Raw genomic sequence first — 16,991 nt, forward strand, 5'->3', positions numbered from 1 at the left:
CGCTCAGTAGAGCCCGTCCTGGTGCTGCCACCGCTCCGAGATCCACGCCCTCAGGTACGCGATCTCCTCCTCGTACGTCGTGAAGTCGCTGCGCCCGCTCCAGCCCTCGTAGCTGCGGTACGCCTCGCCCCACCGCGCCTCGTCCCGTCGCGCGCTCGCGTCGATGCGCTCCACGTAGCCGTCCACGATCGCCTGGATCGCGGCGTCGTCGAGCGCGCCGTGCAGGACCTGCCCGTAGCGGGCGCGCAGCGGGTCGCCGATCGAGGGCTCCTCCAGGAGGCGCTGGAAGAGGAGGTTCACGCTCGTGTACTCGACGCGCTCGGAGGCCGACTCGCGCACGGTCTCCCACGACTGGCCGAAGCTCGCGTTGAAGTCCCACGGCGCGTAGCGGAAGACGCCGCCTGCGACCGGATCGCGGTAGTGGTAGCTGTTCTTTCCGGCCGAGTCGTTGGCCACGATGAAGGTGGCGAAGATCCACCAATTCTCGTAGTCGCGCAGATCGATCCGCGACCCGATCTCGGAGGCGAACGTGGCCTCGTCGGACTCGGCCACGAAGCTCACGAGATCTTCCAGGTCCGCGAACGCCTCCGGCTCGCCCTCGGCCGGCGCCCCTTCTTTCTTCTCGAAGCCGTCGTGCAGCGTCTCCTTCGGCTCGCCTGCCGCGTTCTCCAGCGCGAAGTTCGCGGCGTGGCTGACCGCTTTGTAGAGGTTGCCGTCCTGCGAGTATCCGTGATCCTCCATCAGATAGCCGTCGACGTGATCCGAGACGGTGTAGAGCCCCGCGTACTCCCCGTCGAGGTAGAGGACTGCGCTGTAGGTCTTGATCTGGATGTGCTCCGGATCGAGCCGGTTCCAGAGGTCGTAGGCGAGGCGCTGCCGGACATAGGAGTTGTCGTCGAACGTGCTGATGAGCACGACCTTGCGACGATCGGTGAAGCCGCCCGCCTCGCCCGGCTCGCTGAACTTGTCGTTCTTGGGGAATTTGAGGGTGTAGCTCCGCTTCGGGTACGAGAGCGAGCTCTCGCCGCGGAGCTCTGCTTCGGCGGCGTACGTACGGCCGCGGTAGATCACCGTGGCCGGGGCGTACTCCTTCGCCTCGGGGACCGGCGAGAGGAAGAGCACCGGCAGGCCGTGCTCCTCGGGGTAGCGGGCCGGATCGACGACGGGCACGTTCGACGGATCGGCCCAGTTGTCGGCGACGCCGATCTTGACGCGCCCGACCTCGGACGTCTGCGCGACGCGGATCTCGATGTCGTAGACCGCGGCCTGATCGAGCCCGGGTGAGAACGTCACCTCGCGCGCGACAGGGTCGTAGGCGGCGCCCTCGGGGAGCGGGTCGAGCGCGAACGCCTCGCCGGGGAGGGTAAGGCCGCTCGCGCACGCCACGGGAAACGTGACGGTCTCTCCCTCGAGGAGCCAGTGCGGCCCGCCGCCCGACGGCTCGCAGCGCGGATCCCCGGTGCTGGACGCCCCACCCGTCGTGGCGCCCGCCGGAGCGGACGACTCGCCGGAGCAGCCGGATGCGTGCAGCGATCCGAGGATCAGGGCCGCCGTCAGCGGCAGGAACTGGTGAAAATTTCGCATGACAGCATCTTACGCGATCGCGTGCGGCGGCGTGTGGGTAGCCGCTGCGGGGCGCGGCTCCCCGGGGGCTGTTGCGGCTTCCCCGGGGCTGTTGCGGCAGCACGGGACGGCCGAGGCCGCCGGTGCCGGGGTGAAGGATGGCCCTGCCCTTGACGCGCCGTCGCCCGCCTGTTAAACGTTTGTTTGAAACGGCTGATTGATAGAGGGCTGCCGGAGAGATGCGGCTCCTGAACTAGCCGAGAGGACAGAGGAGGTGTGCGATGACGTGGTGCAGAGCCGTGCGCAGAGCACGGAGCGCGGCGGTGTTCGTCTTTGGGGTGGTGGGGGCGGCCGGGTGTGGCGATGACGGGGTGACTCCCTCTTCGCCGGCTCCGGAGGTGACGTGGTATCGGGACATTCAGCCCCTCGTGGAGCGCTCGTGTGCTTCCTGCCACGATGGCGCGGGCGTCGGCGGGGTGGCGCTGACGGACGTGGAGACGGCGCAGCGGCTGGCCGCGCTCATGGCCCTTCGGGTGGGCGCTGGGGACATGCCGCCGCCGGTGCTGGACCCGAGCTGCCGCAGCTATGAAGGCGCGGAGCGGATGAGCCTCACCGCCGAGGAGCGCCTTCGTTTCGACGCATGGGCGCGCGACGGCGCTCCGCTCGGCGATCCTTCCGATGCGCCGCCGCCGCAGCGCGCGACGGACGCCATCGCGTCTCCCGACGCCACGCTCGAGATGCCCGAGGCGCACGAGGTGACGCTCGACGACGACGGCAACGAGTATTTCTGCGTGGTCCTCGACAACCCCTTCACGGCGCCGGCCTGGATCACGGCGTTCGAGGCGGCGGTCGGCGATCCCGCGGTGGTGCACCACATGGCCGTGTACCGGGATCTCGGGGGCGACGCGGGCATCGGATACGGTGTTGCGCCGGGGACGCGTGCGTTTCCGTGTCGCGATCCGGTCATCGAGCTCGACTGGCAGCTCCTCCACAGCTGGGCGCCCGGCGTCGGGGTGACGCGGCTGCCGGAGGGCGCCGGCGTCCGCGTCGAGCCCGGCGAGCAGCTCGTCCTGCAGATGCATTATTTCGGTCGCAGGGGCACGAGCAGCCTCGACAAGTCGGGATATCGCTTGCAGCTCTCGAGCGAGCCGCCCCGCGCCGAGGTCTACATGGATGTGTTCGGCCCGGTGCCTTTCACGATCCCCGCCGGCGCCGGGGCGCACACCGAGCGGAGCAGCACGCCGAACGAGGGTCCGCCGCAGCTCGTGTACGGCCTCTTGCCGCACATGCACCTGCTCGGCCGCTCTTACCGCGCCTGGGTCGAGCGCGACGGCGGCGCGGACGAGTGCGCGGCGCGCGGCGAGTTCGAGTTCCACCACCAGGCGCTCTACATGTTCGACGAGCCGCTCCGCTGGGGGACGGGAGATCGCTTCGTCGCCGAGTGCACCTGGGACAACACGGCGGAGAGCGACGGGCAGTTCCAGCTCCCGCCGCAGGACGTGCCCTGGGGGGAGGGGACGAATCAGGAGATGTGCTTCATGGTCGCGTATCTGTCGAAGGAGTGATCTCCTGGAGTCCTGGTGACGCTCCCCACGCGTCCGGCGGCCATCGCGCGCTGCGAGGCGCACGGCGTCGGCGCGTGTCGCCTGCCGTCATGTCGCGCCGAGGTCGAGCCGCATGGCGCAGCGCTGCGCCGGGTCGAGGCCTTGATGCGCCTCTTTCTTCAAGATCTCCACGAGCCGTGAGGACATCTCGGCCGGCGACAGCTCGCGAAAGCCCATGGCGGCATAGAACGGCCCGTTCCAGGGGACGGTCCGGAACGTGGTCAGGGTGAGCGCCTGGAGCTCCGCGGTGCGCGCCCACGCGATCACATGGCCGAGCAAGCGCCGACCGAGCCCCTGGCCCTGGCGGTCGAGGGCGACGTCGAACTCGCGAATGTGGAGCTCGCCGCCGATCGCCTCGGCGCCCAGGAACGCGATGGCGTTGCCGGCGCCGTCGTCGACCACCCAGAGTGTCCCTGCCCGGAGCGCATCTCGCCAGCCCTCCGCCGGCGTCACGCTCGACAGGGTGTCGAAGTCGAGGTCCGTCCCCCGGAACGCCTCGCTGGCCGAGCGTTCGATCTCGGGGAGGCGAGGCAGATCGGACTCGATGGCTTGTCGCACGAACGTGGATGTCATGGGATGTCGGTGGCTGAACAGTCTGGGGAATCCCCTCATTTTGTGCCCGTTTACAGCGGGAAATTGAACAGGGAGGCGGGGAGGCGGGGAGTTTTTCTGAGATTTTACTCCCCGTCTCCCCGCCTCCCTGTGAATTTTCCGAAAAAATTTGAGGGGATTCCTCAGCTGAACAGTAGCCTGATTGGCCTGCCTGGGATACCTCCCGAAAGCCAGCTGGCCAACATCGCATGCGGTCTTCCGCACATCCGCCGAGCATGACCTGCACCTGCACATCCGCCGGGACACCTCGGTTGTTTCTGACCGACGTACCCGACGACCGCGTGCTCCTGCACGTTTGAGCCGTACGCGATGCGGTATAGCGGTCGTTCAGCGGCGACCTTCCGCGCTCAAGCTGACAGGCGGGCAGCAGGCCGCGCCCGTACCCCGTGCGGCTCTTCGGCGATCGCCCCGCGTCAGACCCCCGTCGCCAGCACGGTGACGGGGGTGGCCGGGAAGACGCGCTTGCGAGCGCCATCGAAGCGCACGCGGATGACGTTGCCCGGCGAGAGCTTCCGGAGAGACTCCTCGCCCACGAAGAGGGTCTCCTGGTCGACGAAGGCCGGACGGCCGTCGTCGGGGACGACCTCGAAGAGGACCACGACGAGGAAGCCATTTTGCTTCACGAACTCCCGCACCACCGAGCAACGGAGGACGCGCCCGCGGCCGAGGGAGCCGAACGATGCGACAAGGGTGGAGGCGAGGTGACGCAGGAACCGCGCGAGCTGTAGAATCGCGAACAGGCCCCCCGCCGCGACGGGCGCCAGGTACGCCGGCGACTCGACTGCCTGTGTCGCGGCCCAGGCGGCGAGCCCGGCGCCCCCGAAGACGAAGACCGCGTGGAGGAAGACGCCGAAGCCGTTGATCGGCAAGTGACGGACGAGCGTCCAGTAGGCCGAGAGGAACACGCTCTCCACGGCCTGTTCGGCTTCGTCTCTGGGCACGGACGCTGCCCGCGCATAGTGGGCAATGGCCTCGTCGCGCTTGCCGTCGACGAGCAGCTGCTTGACGCGCTCGATGTCGTCTTTCGAGACGCTCTGGGCCCTCATTTGCGCGACGGCGGCGCCGGTGGCGGGCCGCTCGACGAAGAGACTCGTGTTGCAGAAGATGCAGATGACGTTGCGCCGCCCCGGCTCGACGGAGAGCGGCGCCCCGCAGTTGGGGCAAGAGGTCATCGAGAGCAGAAGGCTCATGAGCGGGCAAGCCTACCTCAGACCTCGCCCGGGCTCGAGCGTGGCGCGCGCGGCGGGACGGCGCCGCCCTGCGTCCAGCATCGCCGACCCCGGCGAGCGCCGGCGTGACACGTGCGCCTCGTCGAAGGACTCGTGGACGTCGCCTGCAGGCGCACATCCGCCGAGCACGACCTGCACCTGTACCGCACGTGCGATGGTGGCATGGACATAATTGTAGCATAGATTCCCGTTGACGCCGTCCTCCGGTAGGAGAACGCTCCGGAACCGGGGCAGGACATGGGGCACGGGCTGAGGACGAAAGCGCGCGCGCTCGTGTTGTGCGGCTGCGCCTGTGCGCTCGTCATGGTTCCGGCGTCGGCAAAGGCCTTCGAGGTCAGCGGTGGCGTCAGCGTGGGTGGGATCCAGATCGGGACCGTCCCCAGGCTGGCCGTGAGTCCTCTCGTCGGCTTGCTCTGGCGCCACGAGAGAGAGCTCCTGCTCGAGGTCCACAACATGTTCAGTGTCGTTCCAGGGGCACGCGTGGGCGCCTGTGAACGAACGGCCGATTGGGTGTACGCAATTCAGGATGCCACGAGATTCATCGCTGGGATGGTGGCGGACAAGATCGAGCTTGCGGGCGGAGGAACGCTCGAGCCGCCCATTCATCCCCCGGAAGGGTGAACCTCGACCACGTGGCGCCTCGTCGCGATCAAAGGGCTGCTGCAGGCCTCAAGAGGTGCAAGGACTGACCCATGGACACGTACACGGATCCCAGAATGCTGATGCGCACGCTCCAGATGACCCTGGCCGGATCGGGCGACGTTCACGACATCATCGTTCGTATCGGGTTCCCAGAGCGCGATCCCGTTTCGGGCGGGGACTTCCGGGTGCTGATTGAAATCGAAGGGTTCGATGAACCGTACTCTCGACATTTTCATGGTGTCGACGAGCTCCAGGCGTTCCTTGCGGGATGCTGGATCGTGCCGCAAGTCCTGACTGCTCTTGTCCCAGCCGGCGCCAGGTTGACATGGCTCGGGGAGGACGACCTCGGGTTCGGGACTTCTTCGGCGACCCCATAAAGCCCGCCTGCCTCGCGCCGGTGTCCACCGCGGCTTGGCGTGCTCGCTGCCGGTGTGCGGTGATCTCGGCGGACAAGCCGGTCTGGCGCCGCTCCCGTACCCTCCCATTGGCCGCACCCGCTATCCGGTGGCCCAGCCTACGTCGACCCTGCCCCAAATCCCCCGCCAAGTGCCCTCTTGTGAAGGCCTGTGCCTGATGTCGGGGCGCACGGCGGTCACTTGGCGTGACGAGCCCGGGGAGCCGCCCGGAATTTAGGAATGAGAGGCGGCTGCACCGGCCCCTGCGGGACCCACCGCACGCGCCGGCAACGCCGCAGAAACCAGCATGCCTGTACCTACCCGAGAGACGGCCCCATGCCCTCAGTCACCCATGAAGCCCTGGTTGAGCTGTTCAAGAACCGGCCGACGCTGGCCGCCGAGATGCTGCAGGACGCGCTCGGCCAGCCGGTCCCGGCCTTCACCGAGGCGCGCGTCGAGTCCTCCGATCTCACCGAGATCGTGCCTTCGGATCGTCGGGCGGATGTCATCGTCGTGCTGCTGGTCGGCGACCAGCGGCGGCCCGCGATGGCGATCGTCGTCGAGGTCCAGCTCGGCGTGGACCCGGACAAGTCGTACGTCTGGCCGGTGTACGTCGTCCAGACGAGGGCGCGGCACCGCTGCCCGACCCGGCTGCTCGTCGTGACGATCGAAGCGGCGATGGCGCGATGGTGCTCGCAGCCGATCGACACGGGCCACCCCGGCTTGACGCTGACGCCGCTGGTGCTCGGGCCCGAGGGCGTCCCGGTCGTCACCGACGCCGAGCAGGCGAAGGCGGCGCCCGAGGTGGCCGTGCTCTCGGCGATGGCGCACGGGCAGAGCGCGGCGGCGGAGGCGATCGGCGTGGCCTTCCTGGCGGCGGCAGCCGGGCTCGATGAGGAGCGCCGCGCCCTGTACGGAGACCTGGTGCTATCCTCGCTGAACGCAGCGGCGAGGCGGATATTGGAGGCGATGATGAAAAGTGGATACGAGTTTCAGAGTGAATTCGCGCGCAGCTATGTAGCCAAGGGCGTGGAGAAGGGGCGGCAGCAAGGGATCCTCGAAGCCAAGGCGCACGACGTGCTCGCCTTCCTCGAGGCCCGCGGCCTCGAGGTCCCCGCCGACGTCCGGGAGCGCGTCCTCGCGAGCACCGACATCGCCGAGCTGGACCGCTGGATCCGCCGCGCCGCCGTCGTCAGCGACGCCAGGGGGCTCCTCGCCACGACCGGCTCCTGAGCACTCGCCCCCGGCTCCCGCTCGCCTCGTCCCCCGCTCACCCGATCCCCACGCGCTCCTCCGGCAGCCGGTAGCTCCGCGCCCTCGCCTGGTTCGCCAGCGCCAGCGCCAGGGTCAGCGGCCCGATGCGGCCGATGAACATCGCCAGCGTGATGACCAGCTTCCCCGGCGCGCTCAGCGACGGCGTGATGTTCGCCGACAGCCCGACGGTGGCGAACGCGCTGACCGTCTCCAGGGCGAGGCCCATCGGGCTGTGCGGCTCCAGGGCGAGCATCACGAGCAAGAACCCCGAGACGAGCACCACCATCAGGAACGCGACCCCCAGGGCGCGGCGCACCGTGGCCGCCGGCAGCGTCCGCCCGAGGAGGTGCGGCGCCTCATCGCCGCGCAGCTCGGCGCGCAGCGTCGCGAACAGCGTGGCGACCGTCGTGACCTTGACCCCGCCCGCGGTCGACCCCGGCGCCCCGCCGATGAACATCAGCATGCAGACGAGCATCAACGTCGCCGGGCCCATGAGCCCGTAATCCACCGTGTTGAAGCCCGCCGTCCGCGTCATCGCCGACTGGAAGAAGCTCGCCAGCACCTTCACCGGCCACGACAGGCCGCCCATCGACCGGCGCCACTCGAGCATCAGAAAGCCCGCGGTCCCAACAACGAGCAGCACCGCCGTCGTGAGCAGCACGACCCGGCTGTGCAACGACAGCCGCGGCGGGCGCTCGCCGCGGAGCCGCAGCCTCGCCCGGCGCAGGAGCTCCTCGTGCACCGGGAAGCCGAGCCCCCCGAGGATCACGAGCGCCGCCACCACGCCGGAGACCGCGGGCGAGCCGACCAGCGGGACGAGCCCCCCGCCGAACAGGGAGAAGCCCGCGTTGCAGAACGCGCTGACCGCGTGGAAGACCGCCGCCCAGAGGTGATCGCCGGCGCCCGAGAGGGGCGCGCCGGCGACAGGCCCGGAGACTATCTCGTGGTGGGGCAGGAAGCTGAACAGCAAGGCGAGCGCGCCCACCGCCTCGATGCCGAGCGTGAACAGGACGATCGCGGCGACGTTGCGGCGGAGCTGCGCGAACGAGTCGGCGTCGATCATCTCGGCCATCACCGCCGCGTCGCGGAGCCTGAGCCGCCTGCCGGCCACGATGGCGAAGAAGGTCGACAGGACCATGATCCCGAGCCCGCCGATCTGGACCAGGAGGAGCAGGACCGCCTGGCCGAACGGCGTGTACGTCTCGGCGACGTTGTGCACCGCGAGCCCGGTCACGCAGACCGCGCTCGCGGACATGAACAGGCCGTCGATGAACGAGGCGTCCGCGATGTCCCGGAGCGACTGCGGCAAGGTGAGCAGGAAGCTGCCGAGCAGCGTGGCGACCCCGAACGACACCGCCATGAGCCGGGCCGGGTGCTCCGCGGCCGTGGCCAGGAGCCGCTCGAGCGGCCGGCGCCCCAGCAAGCCCACGAGGGCCACGAAGAACGCGAGCACCGTGTACGAGCGGTAGAGCACGATGCCCCGTTGCCCCGGGTCCTCGGCCGCATGCCCGAGCAAGAGGAGCCACTTCTCGCCGATGCACGCGAGCAGCAGGATGATCGCGAGCAGGAACAGGGCGAGCCGGGGCCTCCTGGCCTCGGCCCGGGCGCCGGGGCGCGCCTTGCGCAGGCGCTCCAGCGCGATCACGGCCGCGAACCACGCCGGCACGAGCAGCGTCTCCACCGCGGTCAGCGCGGTCGAGACCCGCGGTGTGATCGCCAGGGCGAGGTCGAATCCGAGGAGGATGACGCTGCCGACCAGCAGGGGGGCCGACCGCATCCACGCGGCGCGCCTCCGGAGCCTGACGGTGACGGCGAGGACGCCGGCGACCGCCGGCGCGGGCTGCGCGAGCATCGAGGTGACCGTCAGCTGCGACGGGGCAGGGGCGCCGGACGGAGCAGCGCGCGGCGCACCCGGCCGCGATGACGGGCTCGGCGATGGATCCACGCTCGGCATTCACGCCGCCGCGACGGACGGTGTCAAGCCGCCCTCCCGAGCGGTGCTCGCGGCTGTCCGGTCGTGGCTCTATCTGGACATGAAGATGGGAAGGCAGGACGGCTCCCCCCGCTCACCCGATCCCCACGCGCTCCTCCGGCAGCCGGAAGCTCCGCGTCCTCGCGTGGTCCACCAGCGCCAGCGCCAGGGTCAGCGGCCCGATGCGCCCGATGAACATCGCCAGCGCGATGACCAGCTTCCCCGGCGCGCTCAGCGACGGCGTGACGTTGGCCGACAGCCCGGCCGTGGCGAACGCGCTGACCGCCTCCAGCGCGACGCCCATCGGGTTGTGCGGCTCCAGGGCGAGCAGGACCAGCAGGAACCCCGAGACGAGCAGCACGCTGAGGAACGCGACCCCCAGGGCGCGGCGCACGGTGGTCGCCGGCAGGGTCCGCCCGAGGAGGTGCGGCACCTCGTCGCCGCGCAGCTCGGCGCGCAGCGTCGCGAACAGCGTGGCGAACGTCGTGAGCTTGATCCCGCCCCCGGTCGACCCCGGCGCCCCGCCGATGAACATCAGGATGCAGGTGAGCATCCAGGTCGCCGGGCCCATGAGGCTGAAATCCACCGTGTTGAGGCCCCCCGACCGCGTCATCGCCGACTGGAAGAAGCTCGCCAGCACCTTCACGGGCCACGACAGATCGGCCATCGACCGGCGCCACTCGAGCAGCAGAAAGCCCGCGGCCCCGACCACGAGCAGCACCGCCGTCGTGAGCAGCACGACCCGGCTGTGCAACGACAGCCGCGCCGACCGCTCGCCGCGGAGCCGCAGCCGGAGCTGGGTCAGGAGCTCATCGTGCACCGGAAAGCCCAGGCTGCCGAGGATCACCAGCGCCGCCACCACGCCGGAGACCGCGGGCGAGCCGACCAGCGGGACGAGCCCCCCGCCGAACAGGGAGAAGCCCGCGTTGCAGAACGCGCTGACCGAGTGGAAGACGGCCGCCCAGAGGTGATCGCCGGCGCCCGAGAGGGGCTCGCCCGGGACCGGCCCGGAGGCGATCTGGTGATAGGGCAGGAAGCTGAACAGCAAGGCGAGCGCGCCCATCGCCTCGATACAGAGCGTGAACAGGACGATCGCGGCGACGTTGCGGCGGAGCCGGGAGAACGAGTCGGCGTCGATCATCTCGGCCATCACCGCCGCGTCGCGGAGCCTGAGCCGCCTGCCGGCCACGATGGCGAAGAAGGTCGACAGGACCATGATCCCGAGCCCGCCGATCTGGACCAGGAGGAGCAGGACCGCCTGGCCGAACGGCGTGTACGTCTCGGCGACGTTGTGCACCGCGAGCCCGGTCACGCAGACCGCGCTCGCGGACATGAACAGGCCGTCGATGAACGAGGCGTCCGCGATGTCCCGGAGCGACTGCGGCAAGGTGAGCAGGAAGCTGCCGAGCAGCGTGGCGACCCCGAACGACACCGCCATGAGCCGGGCCGGGTGCTCCGCGGCCGTGGCCAGGAGCCGCTCGAGCGGCCGGCGCCCCAGCAAGCCCACGAGGGCCACGAAGAACGCGAGCACCGTGTACGAGCGGTAGAGCACGATGCCCCGTTGCCCCGGGTCCTCGGCCGCATGCCCGAGCAAGAGGAGCCACTTCTCGCCGATGCACGCGAGCAGCAGGATGATCGCGAGCAGGAACAGGGCGAGCCGGGGCCTCCTGGCCTCGGCCCGGGCGCCGGGGCGCGCCCTTCGCGCGCGGTCGAGCGCGATCACGGCCGCGAGCCACGCCGGCACGAGCAGCGTCTCCACCGCGGTCACCGCGGCCGAGACCCGCGGCGTGATCGCCAGGGCGAGGTCGAACCCGAGGAGGACGGTGCTGCCGGCCAGCAGGGGGGCCGACCGCATCCACGCGGCGCGCCTCCGGAGCCTGACGGTGGCGGCGAGGACGCCGGCGACCACCGGCGCGGGCTGCGCGAGCATCGAGGTGACCGTCAGCTGCGACGGGGCAGGGGCGCCGGACGGAGCAGCGCGCGGCGCACCCGGCCGCGACGACGGGCTCGGCGATGGATCCACGCTCGGCATTCACGCTGCCGCGACGGGCGGTGTCAAGCCACCGTCCCCGCCGAGCCGAGCCGTCGCCCTCGGCGACTGCGGCGGAAGGCGGCACGCCCCGTCAGGACGCGCACGGCAGCTCGACCCGGAACACCGAGCCGGCGCCGGGCTCGCTCTCGACGCGGAGGCGACCGCCGTGCGCCTCGACGATGCGCTTCGCCACGGCGAGCCCGAGGCCCGTCCCCGGGATCGCGCCGGCTGACGCCTTGAGGCGCCGGAACGGCTCGAAGAGGTGCCCCAGATCGGTCGGATGGATCCCGACCCCCCGATCGCGAACCGCGATCTCGGCGCCGTCCTTGCCCCGGTGGACCGTCACGTCGACCTGGCCGCCGGCGGGAGAGTACTTGAGCGCGTTCGACAGGAGGTTGTTCAGCACCTGCTCGATCCGGGTCGCATCGCAGCGGACGAGCACCGGCGCCTCGGGGAGCGAGAGCTCGATCGGGTGCTCCGGCGAGACCGGGCGATAGAGCTCCACCGCCTCCTGCGCGAGCTCGCGCAGATCGCGCTCCTCGACCCGAAGGTCGAGCTTGCACGCCTCGATCTGCGAGGCGTCGAGGAGGTCCCCGACCATGCGCTCGAGGCGATCGACCTGCCGCCCGACGAGCGCCATGGTCTGGCGGACGCGCGGATCCGGCGGGGGACCGTCGAGGTTGAGGAAGCTCACGGACATCTTGAGCGCCGAGAGAGGGTTCCTGAGATCGTGCGCCACGCCGCCGAGGAACGCGAACTGCGCCTCGCGCTGGCGCTCCAGCGACTCCGCCGTGCTGTTGAAGGCCCGCGCGATGTCGCCGAGCTCGCGCGGCCCGACGACCGGCGCGCGCGTGGCGCGGTCCCCCGCGCCGTAGCGGCCGATGGCCTCCTGGATCGCGACGATCGGGCCGTAGACGAGCCGGCGCGCGCTGAGGAGGACCAGGGCCGCGCCGGCGATGAAGAAGGTGGCGGCCGCGACGCCGGTGGTGGTCGCGCGCCGGTCGAGGCGCGCGACGAACGCCTGCGATGCGCGGGCCTGATCGAGGTTGATCTCGACCAGACGGTCGAGCGCCCCGAACGCGTCCTCGAAGGCGAGCTCGTCTACGGCCGGCGCCAGCGTGGCCGGCGAGGCGGCCGCGCCGCCGGCGTCGGCGGGCCGGCGCCGGGTGAGGTACGCGTCGACGCGCCGCTCCGCGTCCTCGAGCATGCTGCCCTCTTCCGGGCTGCTCACGTGGCGGTGAGCCTCGGCGAGGCCGTTCCTCAGCGCGTGCTCCCGCTCCGCGAAGGTGGAGATCGCTCCGCCGCTGCCCACCCGGGCGTCGCGGCCGATCTGATGCGCATCGAGGAAGAGATCGACTTGCAGCCTCTCTGCCAGGCGGACGCTCTCGACCGCGTCTCCGAGGATCACGGTGGCCTCTTGCATGGTCGTCGAGGCGACCATGAGCGCGGCGGCGACGGCGACCGCGGTCCCGGTGAGGACGAATGTCGCGGCCCCGAGGAGGGTGCTCAGGCTCACCTGCCTGGGGCGGCGGAGCTCGGGCTGGCGCCGCGTCGCTGCTGATTCCATGACCTCGATTGGTCCGGTTTCGCGCTCGAGGCAACTCGGGCGCGCCATCGCGGCCCGAACGGCGCGGCCGTCCGCGCTCGCCCGCGTGAGCGGCGCGCTTCCGTCGAGGCGATCCCCGCCCTAGATCTCCGGCCGGGGGTGACGCGTGTCGCTGATCGGAGAGCGTCTGTGCGCGCGGCTTCTGCGCTGGATTCCGCATGTGCTCGCGCTCGTCGCCGCGCTCCTCGCGTCGCCGGCGCGCGCCGCGGCCGCGCCGGGGGTCCACGTCGCGCCGATCGAGGGCGAGATCGACGCCGGGGTGTCGGCCTTCGTGAAGCGGGCGATCGCCGGGGCCGAGGCGGCAGGGGCGAGCGCGCTGATCCTGCCGACGAACACGCTCGGCGGGCGCGTCGACGCGGCGATCGTCATCCGGGACGCCCTGCTCGCGACCCCGCTCCGCACCGTCGTCTTCGTCGACCCGCGGGCGATCTCGGCGGGCGCGCTCATCGCGCTCGCGGCGGAGGAGATCGTCATGGCCGACGGCGCGACCCTGGGCGCCGCGGCGCCGGTGCGCGCCGGGGCGGAGGGGATGGAGCCCGCCGGGGAGAAGGCGACCTCGTACGTCAGGAAGGAGTTCCGCTCGACCGCCGAGCGCCGCGGGCGACCCCCGGAGCTCGCCGAGGCGATGGTGGACGAGGACGTCGTCGTCGAGGGGGTCGTGGGGCCGGGGAAGCTGCTCACGCTCACGACCGCCGAGGCGCTCTCGCTCGGCGTCGCGGATGCCCAGGCCGACGACATCGACGCCGTGCTCGCCCGGCTCGGCCTGGAGGGCGCCGAGATCCGCGCCGTGTCGCCGAGCTGGGCAGAGCGCGCGCTCCGGTTCCTGACGATGCCCGCCGTGAGCTCGCTCCTCCTGAGCCTCGGGATGATGGGCGTGCTCCTCGAGCTGCGCACGCCGGGGTTCGGCGTCCCGGGGCTCGTGGGCGTCGCGTGCCTCGTGCTGTTCTTCTGGGCGCAGTGGCTGCTGGCCCTGGTCGGCTGGGAGGAGATCGCGCTCGCCGCGGCCGGCGTGCTGCTCATCGGCCTCGAGGTCTTCGTGATCCCCGGCTTCGGGATCGCCGGCGTCCTCGGCGCGATCGCGCTGCTCGCCGGCCTGAGCATGAGCCTGGTCGGCACCGGCGTGACGCTCGAGCGCGCCCTCGAGGCCGTCGCCCAGGTCGCGCTCTCCATCGCGCTCGCGCTGGCCGGCGCGCTCGTCGCGCTGCGTTTCCTGCCGCGGCTCCCGTTCGGGCGGCGGCTGGTCCTGGAGACGAGCCTCGGCGCCGACGTCGCCGCCGGCCAGGAGCCCCCGGCGAGCCGGCCGCGCCCGGGCGAGCGCGGCATCGCCGCCTCGACGCTCCGGCCGGCCGGGATCGCGCGCATCGGCGGGGCGCGGGTCGATGTGGTGTCCGAGGCCGAGTACATCGCGGCTGGAGAGGCGGTCGAGGTGATCCGCGTCGAAGGCAACCGCGTCGTCGTGCGCCGGATCGCGGCGGAAGGGGAAGGGGGGTGACGAGATGATGGGGATCGATCTGGGCCTGTTGGGGCTCGTCGTGCTGCTGTTCGCGGCGCTGTTCATCGGGCTCTACATGATCCCGATCCCGCTCTGGATCGCGGCCTGGGCATCGGGCGCGTACGTCGGGCTGCTCACGCTCATCGGGATGCGCTTCCGGCGCGTCCCGCCGGGCACGGTGGTCACGGCGCGCATCAGCGCGGTCAAGGCGGGGCTCGCTATCTCGGTCAACGACCTCGAGGCGCACTTCCTCGCCGGCGGCGACGTGGTGCGCGTGGTCAACGCCCTCATCTCGGCGGACAAGGCGAACATCCCGATGCCGTTCAAGCGCGCGGCGGCCATCGACCTGGCCGGCCGCGACGTGCTCGAGGCGGTGAAGATGTCCGTGATCCCGAAGGTCATCGAGACCGCCCGCATCGCGGCGGTCGCCAAGGACGGGATCCAGCTCATCGCGGTCTCCCGCGTGACGGTGCGGACCAACATCGATCGGCTCGTGGGCGGGGCCGGGGAGCAGACCATCATCGCCCGGGTCGGCGAGGGGATGGTGAGCACCATCGGCTCGGCGTCCAGCCACAAGGAGGTGCTCGAGAACCCCGATCACATCTCGAAGAACATCCTCTCGCGGGGGCTCGACGCGGGGACGGCCTACGAGATCCTCTCCATCGACATCGCGGACGTCGACGTCGGCGCCAACATCGGCGCCAAGCTGCAGATCGACCAGGCCAACGCGGACAAGCAGATCGCCCAGGCCAAGGCGGAGGAGCGGCGCGCGATGGCGGTCGCGCTGGAGCAGGAGATGCGGGCGCGGGTCGTCGAGGCCGAGGCCGAGGTGCCGCGCGCCATGGCCGACGCGTTCCGCCGGGGCAACCTCGGCATCATGGATTATTACCGGATGAAGAACGTCCAGGCGGACACCGACATGCGCGGCGCCATCGCCTCGGACGTGACCAGCGCCGACGGGACCCCGGAGGCGCTGCAGCCGCGGGGCGGGCACCCGTGAGCCTGGCCGATCTGCTGCTGATCGGGCTCTTCCTGCTCTTCGCGCTGGTGTCATGGCTCGGCGCGGCGCGCGGTCAGCGGCGCGAGCGGCGTCAGGATGGCGAGGCGACCCCGCGCGCGCCGCTCGACAGGGAACCGGCGGTCCGGCCCGGGCGCGCCGCGCCGCGGTCCGCCGGGCCTCTGCTCTCGGGGCCGATCGGGGCGTCGCCGGCGGGCGGCTCTGTCGTGGGCGCGGGGCGCGCCGCCGTGCGCCGCCGCGCGCCGCTGGCGAGCGCGCTGCGCCACCGGGGCAGCCTGCGCAGGACCGTTGCGCTGATGGAGGTCCTGGACCGCAGGGTGGATCGCGACGGTTGAACGGACATGCGGGCGGGGTGTGGGCCTCCCTCCGGCGCGTCGGGTGGTAGCGCTAGAGCGACAAACGGGTTGAAACCCCGAAAAAAAGCAGAAATTTCACAGGGAGGCGAGGAGGCGGGGAGGGAGAGACGGCGAGAGGGAGAGATTCTTTTTTTTCTTCCTCCCCGCCTCCCCGCCTCCCTGTGAAAATTCTCCGGGTTTCAACGTAATTGGTGTTCTAGTACTACAGCCGCACGTCGCGGAATCTCCGCGGATTTCGATGAGCGGGCGGACGATCGTGACGCTTGGCTCCTCCGCACACGGATGGAGCCCAGCTCGTTCGGTGCTCACCGACGTGCGGCTGTAGTACTAGGCGCCCGCTGCGGCCTTCGCTGCCCGGGTCTTCGGAGCGCGCGCCACGCGCGTCTGCCGTTGTCGCAGGTTGTTGTCCTGCTTCTGCCGGTTTTCGCTCTTGCGCGTCGACTTGCGCGAGGGGCGGCTTTGGGCGGAGTCCTCGAGGGTGGCGGACGCGCGCGAGGTGTTCAGCTTCGTGTTGCGCGCGGCCGTCGAGCTGCCGCCCGCGCGCCGGTCGGTGGCGCTGAAGCCGGGTTGCGCCGTGTCGACCGTGGCGTCGCGCCGCTCCTTGTCGGGCCGCTCGGCCGCGCGCGCGAGGTTGTCCGCGTGGCGACCGACGCGCCGGCCGATCAGGCTGCCGTCCTCGGGCAGGGGCAGCGGCCGGCGCTTGGGCCGCCGGCCCCCGGCCGCACCGCCGGCGGCGGCGCGATCCCTGCGCGCGGCCGGCGGCGAGGCGCTCCGCCCCGCGCCGCGCAGCGCTTGGGCTGCCGGCCGCGAGCGGCCGATGGCGCGGCGGACGGCGCGCTCGGCGACGTGGCTCGCTCGATCGATCGCCTCGCGGAGCACCGCCGCGACTTCCTGGGCGACGACGCTCTCGAGTCCGCTCAGCACCACCTTGATGCGACACGCCGTATCCACGCCGCCCCGCGGCCCGTTCACGTCCTCCAGACGCACGCTGACGCGCTCGATGTGCGTGGCGAACTTGCCCAACCTGCGGCCGAGGCGCTCCCGCACGTACTCGCGCACGTCGGGGCCGATGTCGATGCCCGTGGTGCGCACCGCGAGCGGCGTGCGCTCGGCCGGTGTCCGGCCGCTCACCCGCTTGACCGGGCGGGCCACCTCGCTTGCGAACGCAGCGCGCCGCGATGGCTTCTGAATCTTGCTCATCCTTTTTCCCCTTGTT

The 16,991-nt window shown here is 71.2% G+C and carries 14 protein-coding genes; 7 read left to right on the forward strand and 7 right to left on the reverse strand.

Features of this window, described 5'->3' with window-relative positions; genetic code table 11:
- Positions 1–3: 3 nt before the first annotated feature.
- On the reverse strand, positions 4–1,584 hold the full coding sequence (locus WMF36_RS17255) for a CotH kinase family protein (RefSeq protein WP_437580700.1): 1,581 nt from the start codon (positions 1,582–1,584) through the stop codon (positions 4–6).
- A gap of 260 nt (positions 1,585–1,844) precedes the next feature.
- Between WMF36_RS17255 and WMF36_RS17260 the strand changes: the two genes are divergently transcribed.
- On the forward strand, positions 1,845–3,128 hold the full coding sequence (locus WMF36_RS17260; protein ID WP_437580701.1) for a hypothetical protein: 1,284 nt from the start codon (positions 1,845–1,847) through the stop codon (positions 3,126–3,128).
- An 87-nt stretch (positions 3,129–3,215) separates the two neighbouring features.
- Here WMF36_RS17260 and WMF36_RS17265 read toward each other — a convergent pair whose 3' ends face one another.
- Positions 3,216–3,740 (reverse strand): GNAT family N-acetyltransferase, encoded by a 525-nt coding sequence (locus tag WMF36_RS17265; protein ID WP_437580702.1) that lies wholly within the window; start codon positions 3,738–3,740, stop codon positions 3,216–3,218.
- Between the two features lie 452 nt (positions 3,741–4,192).
- Positions 4,193–4,969: a hypothetical protein gene (locus WMF36_RS17270; protein ID WP_437580703.1), complete on the reverse strand. Its 777-nt coding sequence runs from the start codon at positions 4,967–4,969 to the stop codon at positions 4,193–4,195.
- Positions 4,970–5,245: 276 nt separating this feature from the next.
- On the opposite strand from WMF36_RS17270, the gene WMF36_RS17275 reads away from it, so the two are divergent.
- The 3 genes from WMF36_RS17275 to WMF36_RS17285 all read left to right on the forward strand — a co-directional run bounded on the left by WMF36_RS17275 (position 5,246) and on the right by WMF36_RS17285 (position 7,278).
- Positions 5,246–5,629: a hypothetical protein gene (locus WMF36_RS17275; protein WP_437580704.1), complete on the forward strand. Its 384-nt coding sequence runs from the start codon at positions 5,246–5,248 to the stop codon at positions 5,627–5,629.
- A 71-nt stretch (positions 5,630–5,700) separates the two neighbouring features.
- On the forward strand, positions 5,701–6,027 hold the full coding sequence (locus tag WMF36_RS17280) for a DUF6968 family protein (protein ID WP_437580705.1): 327 nt from the start codon (positions 5,701–5,703) through the stop codon (positions 6,025–6,027).
- Between the two features lie 354 nt (positions 6,028–6,381).
- Complete coding sequence (locus WMF36_RS17285; protein ID WP_437580706.1) at positions 6,382–7,278, forward strand: hypothetical protein; 897 nt, start codon at positions 6,382–6,384, stop codon at positions 7,276–7,278.
- A 37-nt stretch (positions 7,279–7,315) separates the two neighbouring features.
- On the opposite strand, the gene WMF36_RS17290 is transcribed toward WMF36_RS17285, so the two are convergent.
- The 3 genes from WMF36_RS17290 to WMF36_RS17300 form a co-directional block, all read right to left on the reverse strand.
- On the reverse strand, positions 7,316–9,151 hold the full coding sequence (locus WMF36_RS17290) for a TrkH family potassium uptake protein (protein ID WP_437580707.1): 1,836 nt from the start codon (positions 9,149–9,151) through the stop codon (positions 7,316–7,318).
- 214 nt (positions 9,152–9,365) lie between these two features.
- The gene (locus WMF36_RS17295; protein ID WP_437580708.1) at positions 9,366–11,201 is read right to left on the reverse strand and encodes a TrkH family potassium uptake protein; all 1,836 of its coding nucleotides are present in this window, start codon (positions 11,199–11,201) and stop codon (positions 9,366–9,368) included.
- Between the two features lie 193 nt (positions 11,202–11,394).
- Entirely contained in the window at positions 11,395–12,870 is a 1,476-nt protein-coding gene (locus tag WMF36_RS17300; protein WP_437580709.1) for an ATP-binding protein, read from the reverse strand.
- A 199-nt stretch (positions 12,871–13,069) separates the two neighbouring features.
- Between WMF36_RS17300 and WMF36_RS17305 the strand changes: the two genes are divergently transcribed.
- Genes WMF36_RS17305 through WMF36_RS17315 form a run of 3 tightly spaced genes read left to right on the forward strand, consistent with a single transcriptional unit; the run spans position 13,070 to position 15,754 of the window.
- The gene (locus tag WMF36_RS17305) at positions 13,070–14,401 is read left to right on the forward strand and encodes an NfeD family protein (protein WP_437580710.1); all 1,332 of its coding nucleotides are present in this window, start codon (positions 13,070–13,072) and stop codon (positions 14,399–14,401) included.
- A 7-nt stretch (positions 14,402–14,408) separates the two neighbouring features.
- Positions 14,409–15,401, forward strand: coding sequence for a flotillin-like protein FloA (gene floA / locus WMF36_RS17310; RefSeq protein ID WP_437581927.1), 993 nt, complete (start codon positions 14,409–14,411; stop codon positions 15,399–15,401).
- Entirely contained in the window at positions 15,398–15,754 is a 357-nt protein-coding gene (locus WMF36_RS17315) for a hypothetical protein (RefSeq protein WP_437580711.1), read from the forward strand. Before floA ends, WMF36_RS17315 begins: the two co-directional genes overlap by 4 nt.
- A gap of 348 nt (positions 15,755–16,102) precedes the next feature.
- Here WMF36_RS17315 and WMF36_RS17320 read toward each other — a convergent pair whose 3' ends face one another.
- Positions 16,103–16,975 (reverse strand): HPF/RaiA family ribosome-associated protein, encoded by an 873-nt coding sequence (locus tag WMF36_RS17320; RefSeq protein ID WP_437580712.1) that lies wholly within the window; start codon positions 16,973–16,975, stop codon positions 16,103–16,105.
- Positions 16,976–16,991: the final 16 nt, after the last annotated feature.

The organism is Sorangium sp. So ce887 (assembly GCF_051521455.1).
Lineage (GTDB): Bacteria > Myxococcota_A > Polyangia > Polyangiales > Polyangiaceae > Sorangium.